19 protein-coding genes are annotated in these 15,283 nt (G+C 73.6%); 8 read left to right on the top strand and 11 right to left on the bottom strand.

Annotated elements, in window-relative coordinates:
* Positions 1 to 114: 114 nt before the first annotated feature.
* Entirely contained in the window at positions 115 to 687 is a 573-nt protein-coding gene (locus IE317_RS03530; RefSeq protein WP_191306570.1) for a helix-turn-helix domain-containing protein, read from the bottom strand.
* A gap of 18 nt (positions 688 to 705) precedes the next feature.
* Between IE317_RS03530 and IE317_RS03535 the strand changes: the two genes are divergently transcribed.
* Positions 706 to 1,194, top strand: a complete 489-nt coding sequence (locus tag IE317_RS03535) for a GNAT family N-acetyltransferase (protein WP_191306571.1) — start codon at positions 706 to 708, stop codon at positions 1,192 to 1,194.
* On the opposite strand, the gene IE317_RS03540 is transcribed toward IE317_RS03535, so the two are convergent.
* Positions 1,191 to 1,778: a helix-turn-helix domain-containing protein gene (locus tag IE317_RS03540; RefSeq protein WP_191306572.1), complete on the bottom strand. Its 588-nt coding sequence runs from the start codon at positions 1,776 to 1,778 to the stop codon at positions 1,191 to 1,193. The two genes, IE317_RS03535 and IE317_RS03540, sit on opposite strands and share 4 nt — an antisense overlap.
* Before the next feature lie 78 nt (positions 1,779 to 1,856).
* Between IE317_RS03540 and IE317_RS03545 the strand changes: the two genes are divergently transcribed.
* The 3 genes from IE317_RS03545 (at position 1,857) to IE317_RS03555 (ending at position 4,021) form a co-directional block, all read left to right on the top strand.
* Positions 1,857 to 2,798, top strand: a complete 942-nt coding sequence (locus tag IE317_RS03545; protein WP_191306573.1) for an NAD(P)/FAD-dependent oxidoreductase — start codon at positions 1,857 to 1,859, stop codon at positions 2,796 to 2,798.
* A gap of 32 nt (positions 2,799 to 2,830) precedes the next feature.
* Positions 2,831 to 3,286 carry a group II truncated hemoglobin gene (locus tag IE317_RS03550; RefSeq protein WP_191306574.1) on the top strand — a complete coding sequence of 152 codons (456 nt, stop codon included), beginning with the start codon at positions 2,831 to 2,833 and terminating at the stop codon, positions 3,284 to 3,286.
* A gap of 159 nt (positions 3,287 to 3,445) precedes the next feature.
* Positions 3,446 to 4,021, top strand: a complete 576-nt coding sequence (locus tag IE317_RS03555; RefSeq protein WP_191306575.1) for a TIGR03086 family metal-binding protein — start codon at positions 3,446 to 3,448, stop codon at positions 4,019 to 4,021.
* Here IE317_RS03555 and IE317_RS03560 read toward each other — a convergent pair.
* Together IE317_RS03560 and IE317_RS03565 are read right to left on the bottom strand one after the other, a co-directional pair.
* Complete coding sequence (locus IE317_RS03560; RefSeq protein WP_191306576.1) at positions 3,984 to 4,877, bottom strand: NAD-dependent protein deacetylase; 894 nt, start codon at positions 4,875 to 4,877, stop codon at positions 3,984 to 3,986. The two genes, IE317_RS03555 and IE317_RS03560, sit on opposite strands and share 38 nt — an antisense overlap.
* A 26-nt stretch (positions 4,878 to 4,903) precedes the next feature.
* A complete protein-coding gene (locus tag IE317_RS03565; RefSeq protein ID WP_191306577.1) occupies positions 4,904 to 5,851 on the bottom strand; it encodes a DUF3800 domain-containing protein in 948 nt (315 codons plus the stop codon).
* A 90-nt stretch (positions 5,852 to 5,941) separates the two neighbouring features.
* On the opposite strand from IE317_RS03565, the gene IE317_RS03570 reads away from it, so the two are divergent.
* Positions 5,942 to 6,964, top strand: coding sequence for an alpha/beta hydrolase (locus IE317_RS03570; RefSeq protein WP_191306578.1), 1,023 nt, complete (start codon positions 5,942 to 5,944; stop codon positions 6,962 to 6,964).
* Positions 6,964 to 7,830 (top strand): alpha/beta fold hydrolase, encoded by an 867-nt coding sequence (locus tag IE317_RS03575; RefSeq protein WP_191306579.1) that lies wholly within the window; start codon positions 6,964 to 6,966, stop codon positions 7,828 to 7,830. Before IE317_RS03570 ends, IE317_RS03575 begins: the two co-directional genes overlap by 1 nt.
* Here the strand turns inward: IE317_RS03575 and IE317_RS03580 are convergent.
* The 5 genes from IE317_RS03580 to IE317_RS03600 all read right to left on the bottom strand — a co-directional run bounded on the left by IE317_RS03580 (position 7,788) and on the right by IE317_RS03600 (position 11,682).
* A complete protein-coding gene (locus tag IE317_RS03580; RefSeq protein WP_191306580.1) occupies positions 7,788 to 8,129 on the bottom strand; it encodes a DoxX family protein in 342 nt (113 codons plus the stop codon). The genes IE317_RS03575 and IE317_RS03580 overlap by 43 nt on opposite strands.
* Before the next feature lie 175 nt (positions 8,130 to 8,304).
* Positions 8,305 to 8,724, bottom strand: a complete 420-nt coding sequence (locus IE317_RS03585; RefSeq protein ID WP_191306581.1) for a DUF6292 family protein — start codon at positions 8,722 to 8,724, stop codon at positions 8,305 to 8,307.
* A gap of 273 nt (positions 8,725 to 8,997) precedes the next feature.
* The gene (ligD, locus tag IE317_RS03590) at positions 8,998 to 9,918 is read right to left on the bottom strand and encodes a non-homologous end-joining DNA ligase (RefSeq protein ID WP_191306582.1); all 921 of its coding nucleotides are present in this window, start codon (positions 9,916 to 9,918) and stop codon (positions 8,998 to 9,000) included.
* 9 nt (positions 9,919 to 9,927) lie between these two features.
* Positions 9,928 to 10,674 (bottom strand): GAF and ANTAR domain-containing protein, encoded by a 747-nt coding sequence (locus tag IE317_RS03595; protein ID WP_191306583.1) that lies wholly within the window; start codon positions 10,672 to 10,674, stop codon positions 9,928 to 9,930.
* A 69-nt stretch (positions 10,675 to 10,743) separates the two neighbouring features.
* Positions 10,744 to 11,682: a glycoside hydrolase family 5 protein gene (locus IE317_RS03600; RefSeq protein WP_191306584.1), complete on the bottom strand. Its 939-nt coding sequence runs from the start codon at positions 11,680 to 11,682 to the stop codon at positions 10,744 to 10,746.
* 72 nt (positions 11,683 to 11,754) lie between these two features.
* On the opposite strand from IE317_RS03600, the gene IE317_RS03605 reads away from it, so the two are divergent.
* Positions 11,755 to 12,492: a GAF and ANTAR domain-containing protein gene (locus IE317_RS03605; RefSeq protein ID WP_191306585.1), complete on the top strand. Its 738-nt coding sequence runs from the start codon at positions 11,755 to 11,757 to the stop codon at positions 12,490 to 12,492.
* A 4-nt stretch (positions 12,493 to 12,496) separates the two neighbouring features.
* The gene (locus IE317_RS03610) at positions 12,497 to 13,903 is read left to right on the top strand and encodes a PP2C family protein-serine/threonine phosphatase (protein WP_191306586.1); all 1,407 of its coding nucleotides are present in this window, start codon (positions 12,497 to 12,499) and stop codon (positions 13,901 to 13,903) included.
* A 69-nt stretch (positions 13,904 to 13,972) separates the two neighbouring features.
* Here the strand turns inward: IE317_RS03610 and IE317_RS03615 are convergent, their stop codons facing one another.
* On the bottom strand, positions 13,973 to 14,368 hold the full coding sequence (locus IE317_RS03615) for an STAS domain-containing protein (RefSeq protein ID WP_191306587.1): 396 nt from the start codon (positions 14,366 to 14,368) through the stop codon (positions 13,973 to 13,975).
* Positions 14,369 to 14,483: 115 nt separating this feature from the next.
* Positions 14,484 to 15,260, bottom strand: a complete 777-nt coding sequence (locus tag IE317_RS03620; protein ID WP_191306588.1) for an ANTAR domain-containing protein — start codon at positions 15,258 to 15,260, stop codon at positions 14,484 to 14,486.
* Positions 15,261 to 15,283: the final 23 nt, after the last annotated feature.

The following is a 15,283-nucleotide window of genomic DNA, read 5'->3' on the forward strand; positions in this document are numbered from 1 at the left end:
CGCCACGGCGAAAGCCCCTCGAGGTGCTTCCGACGGCGGATCGGGAACGCGACTCACGCTAAAGGCAAAAGATCGGATGAGTCAAGCTCGTCCCCGCCGAGGTCATCCGGGAGGTCATCCGGTTTTCGCGCGCGGCCGCATGATCAATGCCGCGACGAAGTACACACACGGCTTCTGGCCGCGGTTCGCGTAGGAATGGGTTACGTCGGCGGGAAAGTACACCGAATCCCCCGCCGCGAGGACGTACTCGGCGTCGCCGACGCCCAGGCACAGCTCGCCCGACTCGACGGCGACGAACTCGTGGGAACCCGGGGCGTACGCCGGGAAAACGCCCGCGTCGCAGCCGGACGGCAGGGTCGTGCGGATCCACTCGAAGTTGACGCCGGGGACGACCGGCGTCAGCACCGTGCGGTGCCAGCCGCCGGGCTCGGCGACGTGGTCCTGCTCCGCCGCGCGGCGGACGATCACCCGGTCGCTCTCCAGGTCGGCGAGCAGCCGCGAGAGCGACAGCCCGAGGCCGTCGGCGATCCGCGACAGCACCACGACCGTCGGCGTCTTCTCGCCGCGCTCGATCGCCGACAGCATGCTGACGCTGACACCTGCCGCCTCGGCCAGGGCACTCAACGCCAGCCCGCGGCCCGCCCGCAGGTCGTGGAGGTGGCGGCCGAGCAGGACCGGATCGATCATTCCTCTATAATACCTACTATGTCCACTATAGCGGAAGTGACGGAAGCCGACGCGGAAGGCATCGCCGCCGTCTTCGCGCCGTACGTCACCGACTCCGTCTTCACCTTCGAAACGACTCCGCCGACTGCGGCCGAGTGGCGTGCGAAGATCCGCGAACGCACGTGGCCCTTCCTCGTCCTCGCCGAGGAAGGCGAGATCCTCGGCTACGCGCTGGCGGCGCCGTGGCGGCCGAAGCCGGCGTACCGGTATTCGGTGGAGACGACGATCTACCTCGCACCCCGGGCCGCCGGCCGGGGCCACGGACGCCGGCTGCTCGACGAGCTGCTGAAGCAGTGCGCGGAAGCCGGGGCGCGGCAGGCGATCGCCGTCATCGTCGACTCCGGCCACCCCGCGTCGCGGAACCTGCACCGGGCGGCCGGGTTCACCGACGCCGGCGTGCTGCGCCGCGTCGGGTTCAAGCAGGACCGCTGGCTGGACACGCTCTTGATGCAGCGGGAACTGGGCTAACGCGACTTCGCGCGCAGGTGCAGCCGCTCCCCCTGCTTGCCGAACAGGCTGAGGATCTCCGCGGGCCGGCCGCCGACCGCGCCGAACCAGTGCGGCAGGCGGGTGTCGAACTCCGCCGCCTCGCCCGGACCCAGCGTCATGTCGCGGTCGGCCAGGATCAGGCGCAGCCGGCCCGACAGCACGTACAGCCACTCGTACCCCTCGTGGACCTGGGGATCGGGTTCGCCCGTCTCCGGCTCGAGGATCATCTTGAACGCCTGGGGCGCGCCCGGCTGGCGGGTCAAGGGCAGCACCGTCATGGTCGCGCCGTTGTGGCGCGGGATGCGGCGCGCGGTCAGCCGGACCCGGGGATCACCGACCTCCGGCGCGCCCACCAGTTCGTCGAGGGGCACCTGGTGGGCCTGGGCGATCGGCAGCAGCAGCTCCAGGCTCGGCTTGCGCTGGCCGGACTCCAGCCGGGACAGCGTGCTCTTCGAAATGCCCGTGGCCGCCGACAGGTCGGCCAGGGTGACCCGCCGCTGCGTGCGGACCCGCTTGAGCCGGGGGCCGACCTCGGCCAGGGCCTGGGTGATCGCGTCCGTCATGGCCTCCAGGAAACCCGCTTGTCCCGGAAACGGCAACATTAGTTGTCGAATTCGCGAGGCCGGGTTCATGGTGGCTCCATGAGCGAAAACGACAGCTTCGACGTACTGGTGGTGGGTGGCGGCGCCGCGGGACTCAGCGCCGCCCTGATGCTGGGCCGGGCGCGGCGGCGCGTCGCGGTCGTCGACTCCCGCGCCCCGCGCAACGCGCCGGCGGCCCACATGCACGGCTTCCTCTCCCGCGACGGCCTGCCGCCGGCCGAACTCCTCGCCCTCGGCCGCGCGGAACTCCGCGGCTACGGCGTGGAACTCCTCGAAGACCGGGTGACCCGGCTCGACCACGGCTTGACGGCCGAGCTGGCGAGCGGCCGGCACCTGACCGCCCGGCGCGTCCTGGTCGCCACCGGCGTCCACGACGACCTGCCCGACATCCCGGGCCTGCGGGAGAGCTGGGGCACCGACGCGGTGACCTGCCCCTACTGCCACGGCTACGAAGTCCGCGACCAGCCGCTCGGCGTGCTCGGCACCGAACCCGCGAGCGTCGAGCACGCGCTGCTGGTCCGCCAGTGGTCGCCGGACGTCGTGTACTTCGCCCACACCACGCAGGTGTCCGAAGAGGACCGCGAACGGCTCGACGCGCGCGGGATCCGCGTGGCCGAGGGCGTCGTGACCGGCATCCGGCGCGAAGACGGCCACCTCACCGGTGTCGAGCTCGGGGCCCGGTTCGTGCCGCGGGCGGCGCTGTTCCTCCGCACCCGGACCGTCCCGCACGACGAGCTGCTGCGCGGCCTCGGGTACGTCGAAGGCGACGTCGACCCGTCCGGGAAGACCGGCGTGCCGGGCGTGTGGGCCGCGGGGAACGTCGTCGACGCGCGGGCGACCGTGATCATCGCCGCAGCCCAGGGCGCGGCCGCCGCCGGGGCGCTGAACCACGACCTCGTCACCGAGGACGTCGAGCGGGCCATCGGCGCGTTCGCCGGCTTCTCCCCCGCCGCGGAACGCACGGCGGCCGGGGCGCGCTAGCCCGGAGCGCCCCGGCGTGCCAGGCTCGGCGGATGCGTCCGACGCTGTACGAATTCGCCGGCGGCGACCCCGCGTTCCGCGCGCTGGCCGCCGCTCACCACGAGCGCTGCCTGGCCGACCCGGAGCTGAACCACCCGTTCTCCCACCCCGGGCAGCACCCGCAGCACGTCGAGCGGCTCGCCTGGTACTGGGCCGAGGTGCTGGGCGACCCGCCGCGGTTCTCGCGCGAGTGCAGCGACCACTCGGCGATGCTCCGGATGCACGCCGGCAACGGCGACATGAGCGACCTCGGCCGCCGGTTCGTGGCCTGCTTCGTGCAGGCCGCGGACGACGCCGGCCTGCCAGCCGACCCGGAGTTCCGCGCCGCGCTGCGGTCCTACATGGAGTGGGCGGTGGCCGAAGTGCTCACCTACCCCGGCCCGCCCGCCGCGGTCCCCGCGGGGCTCGCCGTGCCCCGCTGGTCGTGGAGCGGGTTGCAGCCGCTGTAACGACGAGGCCGGTCGCCGCGTCTTGCAGGCGACGACCGGCTGTGGAGGTCCGTCGCCAGAGCCGGTCCGGACGGGTTCCCCCCACCCGCCCGGACCGGCTCGTGCTCGACGTCCGATATCCGCTGGCGCCGCCTCGGCCGGTCCCGACAGACTCGCGCCATGCTCCTCGATCGTTACCTGCTCGCCTCCCGTGGCTTCGAGCACCACCTGCGCGCGGTGCCGCCGGACGGCTGGACCGCGCCGACGCCGTGCTCCGAATGGGACGTCCGGGCGCTGGTCAACCACATGACCCGCGGCAACCTCAACTACGTCGGCATGCTGCGCGGGGTCACCCGGGAGGAGTTCCTGGCCCGGCGGGACGAAGACGCGCTCGGGGACGACCCCGTCACCGCGTTCACCGGTTCGGTCCGGGCCTGCGCGGCCGCCTTCACCGAAGGAGGCGCCCTGGACCGCGTGGTCGACTACCCGTTCGGCAAGCTCACCGGGCGGCAGGCGCTGGCCGTGCGGACGGCGGACAGCACCGTGCACACCTGGGACCTCGCCCGCGCGCTCGGCGCCGACGAGACGCTCGACCCGGGCCTGGTCGCGTGGCTCGACGAGGACTACGACACGATCTTCGCCGGGCTGGCCCTGAGCCCGCGGTTCTTCGCCGAGCCGCCGCCGGCGGAGCCCGGCGCGTCCCGCCAGGACCGGCTGCTCACGCGGTTCGGCCGCGATCCGCGCCGAGCCGGCTGACCAGTTCGGTCAGCGCGGGCCCCAGCGGCCGGTCGACCCGCACCGCGGCGTAGCGGTCGCCGCGGGTTTCCCCGCGGTTGACGATCACCACCGGTTTGCCCGCCTTCGCCGCGTGGCGGACGAACCGGAGCCCGGACATCACGGTCAGGGACGAGCCGAGCACCAGCAGCGCCTCGGCGTCGTCGACCAGCCGGTAGCACTGCTCGACCCGCGGCCGCGGCACGTTCTCGCCGAAGAACACGACGTCCGGTTTGAGGACGCCTTCGCAGGTCTCGCACGGCACCGTCCGGAAGCCGCGCACGACGTCGGCGGGCAGCTCGACGTCGCCGTCCGGGTTGATCCGGGTGGCCGCGCCGGTGAAGCCGGGGTTGGCCGCCCGCAGCCGGCGGTCGAGCTCCGCGCGCGGGCTGGTGCGGCGGCAGTCCAGGCAGACGACGCGGTCCAGGCTGCCGTGCAGTTCGACGGCGTCCGTCGTGCCGGCCGCCTGGTGCAGGCCGTCGACGTTCTGCGTGATGACTCCGCGGACGTACCCGCCGTCGCGCAGGGCGGTCACCGCGCGGTGGCCGTCGTTGGGATCGGCGCGGGCGATCGTGCGCCAGCCGAGGTGGCTGCGCGCCCAGTACCGCTGCCGCCCTTCGGCGCTGCTGACGAACTCGTCGTAGGTCATCGGCGTGTGCCGGCGCAGGCTGCCGCTTTCGCCGCGGTAGTCGGGGATCCCGGATTCGGTGGACAACCCGGCCCCGCTGAGCACGGCGACACGGCCGCGCGCGACGACACCGGTCAGCTCGTCGAGGCTGGACGTCCGCGGCAGCGGCGCGTCCGCCGACGTCCAGGAGAGGGTGGGCCGGGTCCGCACCAGGCCAGGGTACGTGGCCGGAGCCGTCAGCCGCCGTCCCGCTCGAGGCCGGGCAGCAGCGAACCCGTCCCGTCCCACACGGAACCCGCGTCGACGAACACCCTCAGCAGCGACGTCAGCCGCGGGTCGCCGTGGCCGTTCAGGTCGTCGGAGGCGATCCGGCGCGCCACGCCGGCCAGGAAGTCGGCGATCTGGACCCGCGCGTCGGCCCGGGAGTCGACGAAACGCACATCCGCCAGACGGGGGCCGAGCGTCGCCTTGAGCTGCAGCACGCGCTCGGGCGTCAGGGCCAGTTGCTCGTCGTGCACCAGGGCGACCGGGGTGCCGCCGTCGCTGAAGTGCCGCACGGTGTGGAGCACCGCGGGTACCAGCGGGTCCAGCACCGGCACCAGCCCCGGATCGCCCGCCAGCCGGGCCCGGTAGGCGGCCACCCGCTCGGCGCCGCCGCGGAACCGGCCCACGATCTCGGCGGCTTCGCCGGGAATCCGGGCCAGCTCCTCGACCAGCGCAAAGAATTCCGGCGGCGACGTCGTGACGCCACGACGCGGCTTCAGCCGCAGCACGCTCGTGAACGCGGTCAGGAAGAACTGCCAGCGGGCGGCGCCGAACGCGGCCGGGCCGGTGCGGTGGAGGGTGCGCGCCATCGCGTCCGTGCCCTGCTCGGCCAGCAGCGAGACCGCCGCGCGCACGGCGAAGAACGTCTTGCCGGTCAGGTGCACGTGCCCGCGGCCGTCGAGCGGGCCGTCCGGGGCGAGCAGCCATTCGAGCACCGCGCGGTGCTTGGCGCGCAGCAGGTGGTTGGCCTTGTACTCCTCGGCGGGCGAGCCGATGCGGGCGCGGATCTCCCGCACGCACGCGGTGGCCTCGGGCCAGGACATCCGGACGCCGGCGTGGGCGAAGACGTCGGTCTCGCCGCCGAGCAGGTTCTCGCCCTCCGAGCCCGACTCGTCGCAGGCGATCTCGACCGGGCGCACCCGCCCGATCGTGCCAGAGGGGCCCGGCGAGGGGCGACCGGATTACCCCAGGTGATCTTGCCACCGGATGAATCGTGGTTGACTGGCCGCATGCTGCCCTGGGACGGCGAACTCGCCGGCCGGCTCGACCGGCACACCGTGACTTCCACGCTGCTGCGCGGCAACCCGCTCGGCGACCCGCATGAACGGCCGCTGTGGGTGTACGTCCCCCCGGGCTACGACGACGGCGACGAGCGCTACCCGGCGGTGTACGTCATCCAGGGCTACACCGGCCACCTGACGATGTGGGCCAACCGGACCCCGTTCCGGCAGCCGTTCGTGGAGACCGCCGACGCCGTCTTCGCCGCCGGCGCGCCGGGCTGCGTCGTCGTGTACGTCGACGCGTGGACCGCTTACGGGGGCTCGCAGTTCGTCGATTCGCCGGGCACCGGCCGGTACCACTCCTACCTGTGCGACGAGATCGTGCCGTGGGTCGACGAGCACTACCGCACCCTGCCCGACCGCGCGTCCCGGGCGATCGCGGGCAAGTCGTCCGGCGGCTTCGGTGCGATGATCACCCCGATGCTGCGGCCGGACCTGTTCGGCGCGCTGGCGACGCACGCGGGCGACGCGGCGTACGAGCTGTGCTACATCCCCGACTTCGGCAAGGCGGTGCGCGCCCTGCGCCGGTACGACCAGGACATCCGGGCGTGGTGGGCGGACTTCCGGAGCCGCCCGGCGTTCACCGAGCCCGAAGACGCGACCCTGCTGATGATGCTCGGCATTTCGGCGTGCTTCTCCGCGAGGGACGACGGGACGCCGGAGCTGCCGTTCGACCCGCTGACCGGCGCCCTGCGGCCGGAGCAGTGGCAGCGCTGGCTGGACTGGGACCCGGTCCGGATGGTGGCGGGCCACGCGGAGGCGGTCCGCTCCCTGCGCGCGGTGTGGATCGACGCGGGCACCAGCGACGAGTACTTCCTCGACATCGGCGCGGAGGCGTTCCGGGCGGAGGTGGACCGCGCGGGCCTGCCGGACGACCGCGTCCACTTCGAGCTGTTCGACGCCGGCCACGGCGGGATCGACTACCGGTACCCGCTCTCTCTGGCCTGGCTGGCGCAGCGGCTGGCCCGCTGATGGTCACCGAAACGGACCTGGCGCTGCCCGGCGGGCGCACCCTGCACCTCTACGACACCGGCGGCCCCGCGCGGCTCACCGTTTTCTGGCACCACGGGACGCCCAACACCGGGGCGCCGCCCGGGCCGTTGCTGCCGCTCGCCGAGGAGCTCGGCGTCCGGTTCGTGTCCTTCGACCGGCCCGGCTACCGCACCTCGACGCCGGTGCCGGGCCGGACCGTCGGGATCGCCGCGGAGTGCGTCGCCGCCGTTGCCGATGCGCTGGGGATCGGCGAGTTCGCCCTGATGGGGCACTCCGGCGGGAGTTCGCACGCCTTGGCCTGCGCCGCCCTGCTGCCGGAGCGGGTACTCGCCGTGGCGAGCCTGGCCGCCGTCGCGCCCTTCGATGCCGCCGGGCTCGACTGGTTCGGGGGCATGGCCGCCGCGAGTGCCGGCTCGCTGCGGGCCGCCAGCGAAGGCCGGGTCGCCAAGGAAGCCCACGAAGCCGCCGCCGAGTTCGATCCGGACGTCTTCACCGCCGCCGACATGGCCGCCCTCACCGGGTCGTGGTCGTGGCTGGACGAGGTCGTCCGCGCGGCGCTCGCGGACGGGCCCGGCGGGCTGATCGACGACGACCTGGCCTACGTCACGCCGTGGGGCGGCGATCCCGCGCGGATCACCGCGCCCGTCCTGCTCCTGCACGGCGAGCAGGACCGGATGGTCCCCGCCGCGCACAGCGCGTGGCTCGCCGGGCGGTGCCCCCACTCGGAGTACCGGCCCGTGCCCGGCGAGGGCCACCTGTCGGTGCTGCACCACGCCGCCGAGGCGCTCACCTGGCTCGCCGATCAGGGCAGCAGGGCCAGCGAAGCGACCACCGGCGCCAGGTAGAGCACCGGGAACGGCAGGTGCGCGTACGACCGGGCCCGGGCCACGGTGATCAGCGCGCCGGTGAAGTACAGCACCAGGCCGATCGCCGCCGCGATCCCGATCGGCGTCCAGAAGAGCCCGGCGAGCAGTCCCGCCGCGCCGGCCGCCTTGGCCGTGCCGAGCAGGTTCCACCACGACCGGGGCACGCCGTACTCGGTGATCGGCTCGACGACCCACTTCGCGCGGGCGAACATCGAGACGGCCGAAAAACCGACCCAGGCCGCGGCGGCGACGGTGACGATCAGGTACGCGGTGTGCATCGGAACTCCTCGGGGTTCGCGGCCCCGGGGGGTCGGGGTCCGTCACCCCCACGACTCCGCGGTCCGGGCCGATGTGACAGCCCGGCACGTGACGGCCGTCACGGCTTCCCGAAGTACGCCACGACCATCCCGGTGCTCCGAGCCCACGCGACCGGGGACCGTCCATTGTGGAGGGTCAGCGGGTCGGCAGCAGCGGGAGCAGCTCCTGGTGACGGCCGGCCCGGCGCAGCACGGGTGAGCCCGGCCGGTCCGGTTCCCGCGCGCCGGCCCGCAGCGCGGTCAGGAAGCGCACCACCGCGTGCGGTGGCGGCAGGATGTCCGCGCCGCCGAGGTAGGACAGCACGATCATCTCCTCGCCGCACGCCGCCTCGACGGCGACCGCCCAGCCGTGCACCTCGTCCCAGAGCAGCGCCACGTCGCGGTCGGGGAACCGGCGCAGCCGCCAGTCCACCGCCAGGTACGCCGACACCGGGACGTCGACGTCCACGGTGCAGGATTCCAGGCCGAAGCCGAGCGCGCGCGCCACCTCGCCGAGATACGCGCGCAGCCCGCGCTGGAACCAGAATTCGAGATCGGTGTCGATCAGGCCGGACACCCGTTTCCTTTCGCCACGTTCGACAAGACCGGCAACGGCCGCCATATCATTGTCTTTCACCGCCGCGACGGCTGTCGCGGTTCGTGCGCCACCGTACCGATTTCGCGCAGTTCGGCCCACCGCCGGACATCGCAATCCCCTGCCGTGCAGCGACACGCCCGTCTGCACGTGCACGAATCTATTGTGGACGATCAAATCCGCAGGTGACGGCGTTTTCCCGCAATTCACCGGAATCACCCCGGCGCGGCCGGAGCGAATGGAGCTTCCCGAAGTTCAGCCGAACGCAGGAATCGGTACCCGGGTGCGTTCCAGATCGGCGAACAGATCTCCGAAGTCTTCGACGCGCTCCAGGACTTCGCCCGCGGTGAACCTCAGGTGCGTGACGTGCCGGCAGGCGCGGACCTCGTCCCAGGTGACCGGCGTCGACACCGTCGGCTCGTCGCGCCCCCGCAGCGAGTACGGCGCCACGGTGGTCTTGAACGGGTTGTTCTGGCTCCAGTCGATGAAGACCTTGCCCGGGCGCAGGTTCTTCGTCATCCGCGCCACGACGAGGTCCGGCGTCTCCGCGGCGAGCCGCTCGGCCAGCGCCTTGGCGTACCGCGACGGCTCGCCGCCGTCCGTCGTCACGACGCCGGCGTAGAGCTGCATCCCCTTGGAGCCACTGGTCTTCGCCACCGGGGTGAGCCCGTCCTCGACGAGGACGTCGTGCAGCCGTTCGGCGACCCGGCTGCAGTCGACCACCGACGCGCCGGGCCCCGGATCGAGGTCGAACACCAGCCGGTCCGGGGTGCCGCGCTCGTCGCCGGGTCCGACCGTCCACTGGTGGACGTGCAGTTCGAGGGCCGCGAGGTTGGCCGCCCACACGAGCTCGGGCAGGTCGTTGATCAGCGGGTACGCGACGATCTCGGGGTCCTTGCCGCGGCCGCCGACGGTCAGGCGCGCGGTCCGGACCCAGTCCGGGGCGTGCCGGGAGACGTCCTTTTCGAAGAACGAACCGCCGGCGACGCCGTCGGGGAACCGCACGAACGTCATCGCCCGGTCGCGGATGTGCGGCAGCAGCACCGGCGCGATCCGCGTGTAGTAGTCGAGCACCTCGCCCTTGGTGAAACCGTGCCGGGGGTAGAGCACCTTCTCGAGGTTCGAGAGGGTCAGCTGCCGCTCGCCGACCCGCACCGTGATCCTGCTCCCCGCCACGACCTCACGTTACCGCGGGAAGACGTGCCCCGAGATCACCCGCTCGACGAACCGCTCCGCGACTTCGCGCAGCTTGACGTTCTCCCGCTGCGACTGCTCCACCAGCAGGGCGAAGGCGTCGTCGGCGTCGACCTGCCGGATCGCCATCAGCATGCCCTTGGCCTGGTCGATGATCGCGCGGGAGGTCAGCGCGGTCCGCAGGTGCTCGGCGGTCTCGCGGGCGTGCAGGTACCGGCGGTACACGCGCAGGATCGCCTCGACCGCGGCCGTGTAGAGCTCCAGCAGCTGCGCTCCGATTTCCGCGAAGCCGTCGTCCTGCCGTCCGTAGCAGTTGATCGCACCGGAGAACCGCTCGTCGGCCACCAGGGGCGCGGCGAGGAAGCTTCCGAAGCCGGCGTCCCGGGCGCCGCGCGCGAAGCGCGGCCACTCCTGCAGCGCGTCGGCCACCGTGGTGCGGACGATCTTGCCGCCGCGCATCGCCTCCAGGCAGGGGCCGTCGCCGATCCGGTACTGCTCGCGGTCGAGCTCGGCCACCACCTCGCCCGTCGCGGTCGCCGTGTGCGGCACCTCCCCGGTCACCAGCGTGATCGACGCTTCGTCGACGCCCGGGACGACGTGGCGGACCTGACGGCACACGTGCTGCAGCAGGATCCGGAAGTCGTCCTCCTCCCGCAGCACCGCGGTGAGCGCTTCCAGCGCCCCGGTGACCTCGTCGAACAGGGGCGACGCCGGGGCGGCGGGGTCCGGGCGGTCCATGGCTGCTCCTCCCCGTTCGGACGCGAAGTGTCCTCGAGTACCCATTCCGCGCCGATCCATGTCCGCGGGTCACCGCGCGCGGCCGTCGGCCTCCTCGCCGCCGAGGAGGGCCTGCCGCAACGGCTCTCGCCAGGCCGCCCGCTCCAGGTCGAAGGCGCCGAAGTCCGTGCCGAACTCCCAGTAGGCCCAGCTCATGCCGAGTCGCTCGGCCTCGGCCCGGACGAACGCCGTCCACCGCGCGCGGGAGATCGTGTCCGCCGCGGAGAAGGCCCCGAACTCGCCGATGAACAGGGGAAGCCGCCGCTCCCGCCCCCAGGCCGCGACCCCGGCCAGGTCGGCGCGCACGGCGTCCTCGTCCGCGGCGCCGCCCCAGGTGCGGCCGAGCCACCGCCCGGCCCCGGGCACCCAGCCGGCGCCTTGGTGGGTGAACTCGAACGGCGCGTAGTAGTGGATCGTGGCGATCAGGTGGCCGTCGTCCGGCACCTCGAGCGCCGAGAGCGCTTCGGGGCCGTTCATCTCGGCGGGCCCGATGATCACGCGGCGGCCGGGGTCGGCCGCACGGACGACGGCGAGGGCTTCGGCCAGCACGGCGTTCCACCGGGCCGCCGTGAGCTGCCCGCGCGGTTCGTTGAGGAGTTCGAAACAGAGCTGTCCGGAGTGGCCTGCGTAGCGGCCGGCGATCTGCCGCCAGAGCGCGAGGAAGCGGGGAAGCTGCTCGTCCGGTGCGGCACAGAGCTCGTGGTAGTGGTGGACGTCCACCACCACCTGCAGACCCCGGTCGAGCGCCGTGCCCACGGCCGCGTCGACGCGCCGGGAGAAGGCCGGATCGATCGCGTACGGTGGCGCGGCCCCGGCGTGCGCCGACCACCGGACCGGCAGGCGGACGGTGTCGAAGCCGGCTTCGGCCACCTCGTCGAAGTACCGCTCGTCGAGCGGCAGCTCCGGACCGTCACCCAGCGCGTCGAGCGCGTTGCCGAAGTTGATGCCCCGCCCCAGCTGCCCGTTCACCGGGCCAACCTACCCGCGCCGCGGGTACTCCGCGGGGGTTTACCGGGGCCCCCGGATTGGTAATCACCGGCCATGTCGTCGGAACAGGCCGCGTCGGCCGAGCTGCCGCTGGACGGTGAGCTCGCCGCCGTCGCCGCCCGGATGGCCGGGCTGCTGCTGTCGCGCGAAACCGTGGATTCGGTGCTGGAACTGATCGTTTCGCTGGCCGGGACGACGATCCCCGCCGCCTCGGGCGTGGGGGTCACCCTCGTCGACACCGGCGGCGGCTTGGTCACGACGAGCGCGTCGGGCCCGCTGGTGCGGGAGGCCGACGCCCTCCAGTACGAGCTCGGCGAGGGTCCCTGCCTCGCCGCGCTGGCCGGCTGCTCGCCGCAGCGGATCGACGACGTCACCACCGAACGGCGCTGGACCCGGTGGTGCGCCGCGGTCGCCGGCTCGGGGCTGCGGTCGGTCGTCACCGCCCCGATGGTCACCGAAGACGGCTGCCACGGCGCCATCAAGGTCTACGCGACGGCTCCCGGCGCCTTCGGTCCCGTCGACGAGCGGGCGCTGGTGTCGTTCGCCGACCGCGCCGCGGTCCTGGTCGCCAACGCCCGCGCCTACGAACGGGCCGGCCGGTTCAGCGAGCAGTTCAAGGACACGCTGCGTGACCGGGACCGGATCGCCATGGCGAAGGGCTTCCTCATGGGCCGGGACGGTCTCGGCGAGGAGGCCGCGTTCGACCGCCTGCTGGCGCTGGCCCGCGACGGCGGCACCACCCCGGCCGAGGCCGCCGCGCACCTCGTCGGCCCCGTGCCGTCGGAAGGGTGAGCGCATGCGTTTCCTGCCCGAGGAGGAACAGCGGCGGCTGGTCGCCGCCTGCTTCACCCGGAGCGAGCTGACGCTGGAACAGCTGTGGATGCGGTACTTCGCGCTCGGCGGCAGCCTGAGCCTGCTGGAACTGGACGCCTACCTCAACGGGCTGGTCACGCTCCCCCGCGTCGACCGCGACATGGTCGCCCACGCCGTCAACGAGCGGCTCGACGAGGTGGCCGGGCCGGCCCGCGCGCCCTACAGCCACTCCGTCCAGGACGCGAAGCCGTTGCACGGTCCCCTGAAAGCGCTGGTGGACCTGCTCGAAGGCGCCCACCGCGCCCCGCCGGAGCGGCTCCCGGCCGTCGTCGCCGAAGCGGGCCGCGCGCTCGACCTGACGGTCCGCGTCTACCTGGCCGACTACGACCAGCGCACCCTCGTGCCGCTGCAGCCGGGCGCCGGAGCCCTCGACATCGACACCACCGTCGGCGGGGACGTGTACCGCCGCGCCGCCACCCTGACCCGCGACGGGACCTTGTGGACGGTCCTGCTCGACGGCGTGGAACGGCTCGGGGTCCTCGAAATCGTCCCGGCCGGCGACGCCGGCCCGGACGACCCCGCGCTGCGGGAGCAGTGCCGGTGGCTGGCCGCGCTGCTCGGGCACCTCGTCACGATCACCACCCAGTACGGCGACGGGCTGGACCGCCGTCGCCGGCTCCGCCGCCGGGATTCCCCCGCCGAACTGCTGTGGCAGAGCCTGCCGCCGCTGACCGGCGCGACCGAACGCGTCGTCGTGGGCGGGAGCGTCCAGCCGGCCTACGACCTCTGCGGCACCGTGTTCGACTACGCCCTCTCGGAGGAGCGTGCACAGCTGGCGATGTTCGACACCGGCGCGCGCACGCGCGCCGCGAACACGGCGGTCGTGAGCGCCCTCGCCGCCTACCGCGCCGCCCGCCACGGCGGAGCTTCCCTCGGCGAGCAGTTCACGGCCATCGGCGCCGAGCTCGACGGCCGGCCCGGCCTCCCGGCCGTCGGCGGGGTGCTCGCCGAGCTGGATCTGGGCACCGGCGTGCTGCGCGTGCTCGGCGGCGGGTTCCCGGCGCCCGTGGTCGTCCGCGGTGGTGAGGTCCTGCCGGTCACCGGGCCCGCCGCACCGGGTTTCACCTCGGCCGGCGGGCCGCCGCCAGTCACGGAGCTGCGGCTCGAACCGGGCGACCTGCTCGCGCTGTGCTCCCGGGGCGTCGCCGAAACCGCGGACGGTGCCGGGGAACCGTTCGGCCGCGCGCGGATCACCGCCCACCTGGTCCGCGACGCCGGCGAACTGCCCCCGGAGGTCGCCCGCCGGCTCACCCGGGCGGTCCTCACCCACGGCGGCGGGGAGTTCCGGCAGGACGCGGGCGTGCTGATCGCCCGGTGGACCACACGCTGAGGGTGCGCTCGCGCCACGGCACCGGTGATTACCCGCACCGCCGCCCTCGGCCGACAAGACCGGCCCGGGTCAGCAGGCGGTGTCGTGCACCTCGGGGGCCAGGAGCTCCCGCAGCGCATCGGACAGCGACGCGAACATCGGCACGACGGCGGCCAGCCCGGTGATCCGGAACAGGCGCGCCAGGGTCCGGCTGTTCGCCACGACCCCGAAGCGCCGTCCCGCGGCGCCCGCCCGCTCGGCGGCCGCGGCCAGGGCGCGGGCGCCGGCCAGGCCGACGAAGGCCACCTGCGTGAGGTCCACCACGGTCGTCCCCGGTGGGGCCGAGCCCAGCTCGCGCTCGAGGATCGGCAGGGTCAGCGCGTCGATTTCGCCGGCGAGGGTGAGCACGAGGAAACCGGGGCGGTACTCCGTCCGGCGCGCGACCAGCGGCGCGGACCGGGTGGGGACCGGAATGGCAGGGGACACGGGTTCGGTTGGCCTTCCGCGCCGGCCGGGGCCGGCGGCACAGTGTGGTGATCACGGGAGAGTGATCAAGGACGGGGTCTTGGTACCCAAACGCCCGATCCGGAAACGCTCTCCTTCAGGGCGAGACGTTCGTGAAGGCCGACCAGAGCCGCTCCGCGGCGCGGTGGGCCGGGGCGCTCGGCCGGATCTCCCGGACGCCCTGCGCCGGGGCCGCCACCTCGCCGCCCAGGTACTCGACGAGGGCGACGGCCACCTCGCGGACCTTGACGTTGAACTCCTGGCTGGCCCGGCGCAGCGTCTGCCAGGCCTCGTCCGGCGGGCACCGGCGGACCGCCATGATCGCGCCCTTCGCCTGCTCGATGGCGGCCCGGGAGGCCAGCAGGTCCAGCGTCTGGTCGGGGTCGCCCGCGGTGGCGGTCTCGGCGACCACGAGGGTCATCTCGGTGAGTTTCGCGTACCGCCGCAGCACGGCGAGGGTTTCGTCGTCCGGGGCGCGGTCGAGCGTGACCGACAGGACGAACGCACCGTCTTCGTCCCAGAACCCGGGCAGCGCCGCGGCACCGCGGATCGTCTCCGCCGCCGGGCCGCCGTCGAACACGGTCTCGCGGAGCAGCTCCGGCCAGCGCGGGTCGCCGAAGAGGCGGTCGGTGACGACCGGCTCGCCGGTGCCGGCCGCGACCAGGACCGGGCCGCCGTGCGCCAGCTGGGCGGGGATCAGCTGCTCGGCGACGCCCGCGGTGGCCAGCACCCGCAGCGGCCGGTCGCCGCGGCCGACGGTCAGGCCCGCGCCGAGCCAGCCCGGCACTTCGCCGGAGATGCGCTCGAGCAGCGCCTGCAGCAGTTCGGCGAGGGGTCTCCAGCGATCCGCCGCATTCACGAGTGTTTCGGTCACCGTTCCTCCACCGGTCTTGGTTC

The organism is Amycolatopsis bullii (assembly GCF_014654205.1).
GTDB classification, from domain to species: Bacteria; Actinomycetota; Actinomycetes; order Mycobacteriales; family Pseudonocardiaceae; genus Amycolatopsis; species Amycolatopsis plumensis.

Excerpts from the sequence above, each read along its gene's own strand:
- IE317_RS03570 (WP_191306578.1), top strand. The coding sequence starts at position 5,942 with ATGCTGCCCTGGGACGGCGAACTCGCCGGCCGGCTCGACCGGCACACC.
- IE317_RS03575 (WP_191306579.1), top strand. The coding sequence starts at position 6,964 with ATGGTCACCGAAACGGACCTGGCGCTGCCCGGCGGGCGCACCCTGCAC.
- IE317_RS03535 (WP_191306571.1), top strand. The coding sequence starts at position 706 with ATGTCCACTATAGCGGAAGTGACGGAAGCCGACGCGGAAGGCATCGCC.
- IE317_RS03530 (WP_191306570.1), bottom strand. The coding sequence starts at position 687 with ATGATCGATCCGGTCCTGCTCGGCCGCCACCTCCACGACCTGCGGGCG.
- IE317_RS03580 (WP_191306580.1), bottom strand. The coding sequence starts at position 8,129 with ATGCACACCGCGTACCTGATCGTCACCGTCGCCGCCGCGGCCTGGGTC.
- IE317_RS03595 (WP_191306583.1), bottom strand. The coding sequence starts at position 10,674 with ATGGACCGCCCGGACCCCGCCGCCCCGGCGTCGCCCCTGTTCGACGAG.
- IE317_RS03545 (WP_191306573.1), top strand. The coding sequence starts at position 1,857 with ATGAGCGAAAACGACAGCTTCGACGTACTGGTGGTGGGTGGCGGCGCC.
- IE317_RS03555 (WP_191306575.1), top strand. The coding sequence starts at position 3,446 with ATGCTCCTCGATCGTTACCTGCTCGCCTCCCGTGGCTTCGAGCACCAC.
- IE317_RS03605 (WP_191306585.1), top strand. The coding sequence starts at position 11,755 with ATGTCGTCGGAACAGGCCGCGTCGGCCGAGCTGCCGCTGGACGGTGAG.
- IE317_RS03550 (WP_191306574.1), top strand. The coding sequence starts at position 2,831 with ATGCGTCCGACGCTGTACGAATTCGCCGGCGGCGACCCCGCGTTCCGC.
- IE317_RS03540 (WP_191306572.1), bottom strand. The coding sequence starts at position 1,778 with ATGACGGACGCGATCACCCAGGCCCTGGCCGAGGTCGGCCCCCGGCTC.
- IE317_RS03610 (WP_191306586.1), top strand. The coding sequence starts at position 12,497 with ATGCGTTTCCTGCCCGAGGAGGAACAGCGGCGGCTGGTCGCCGCCTGC.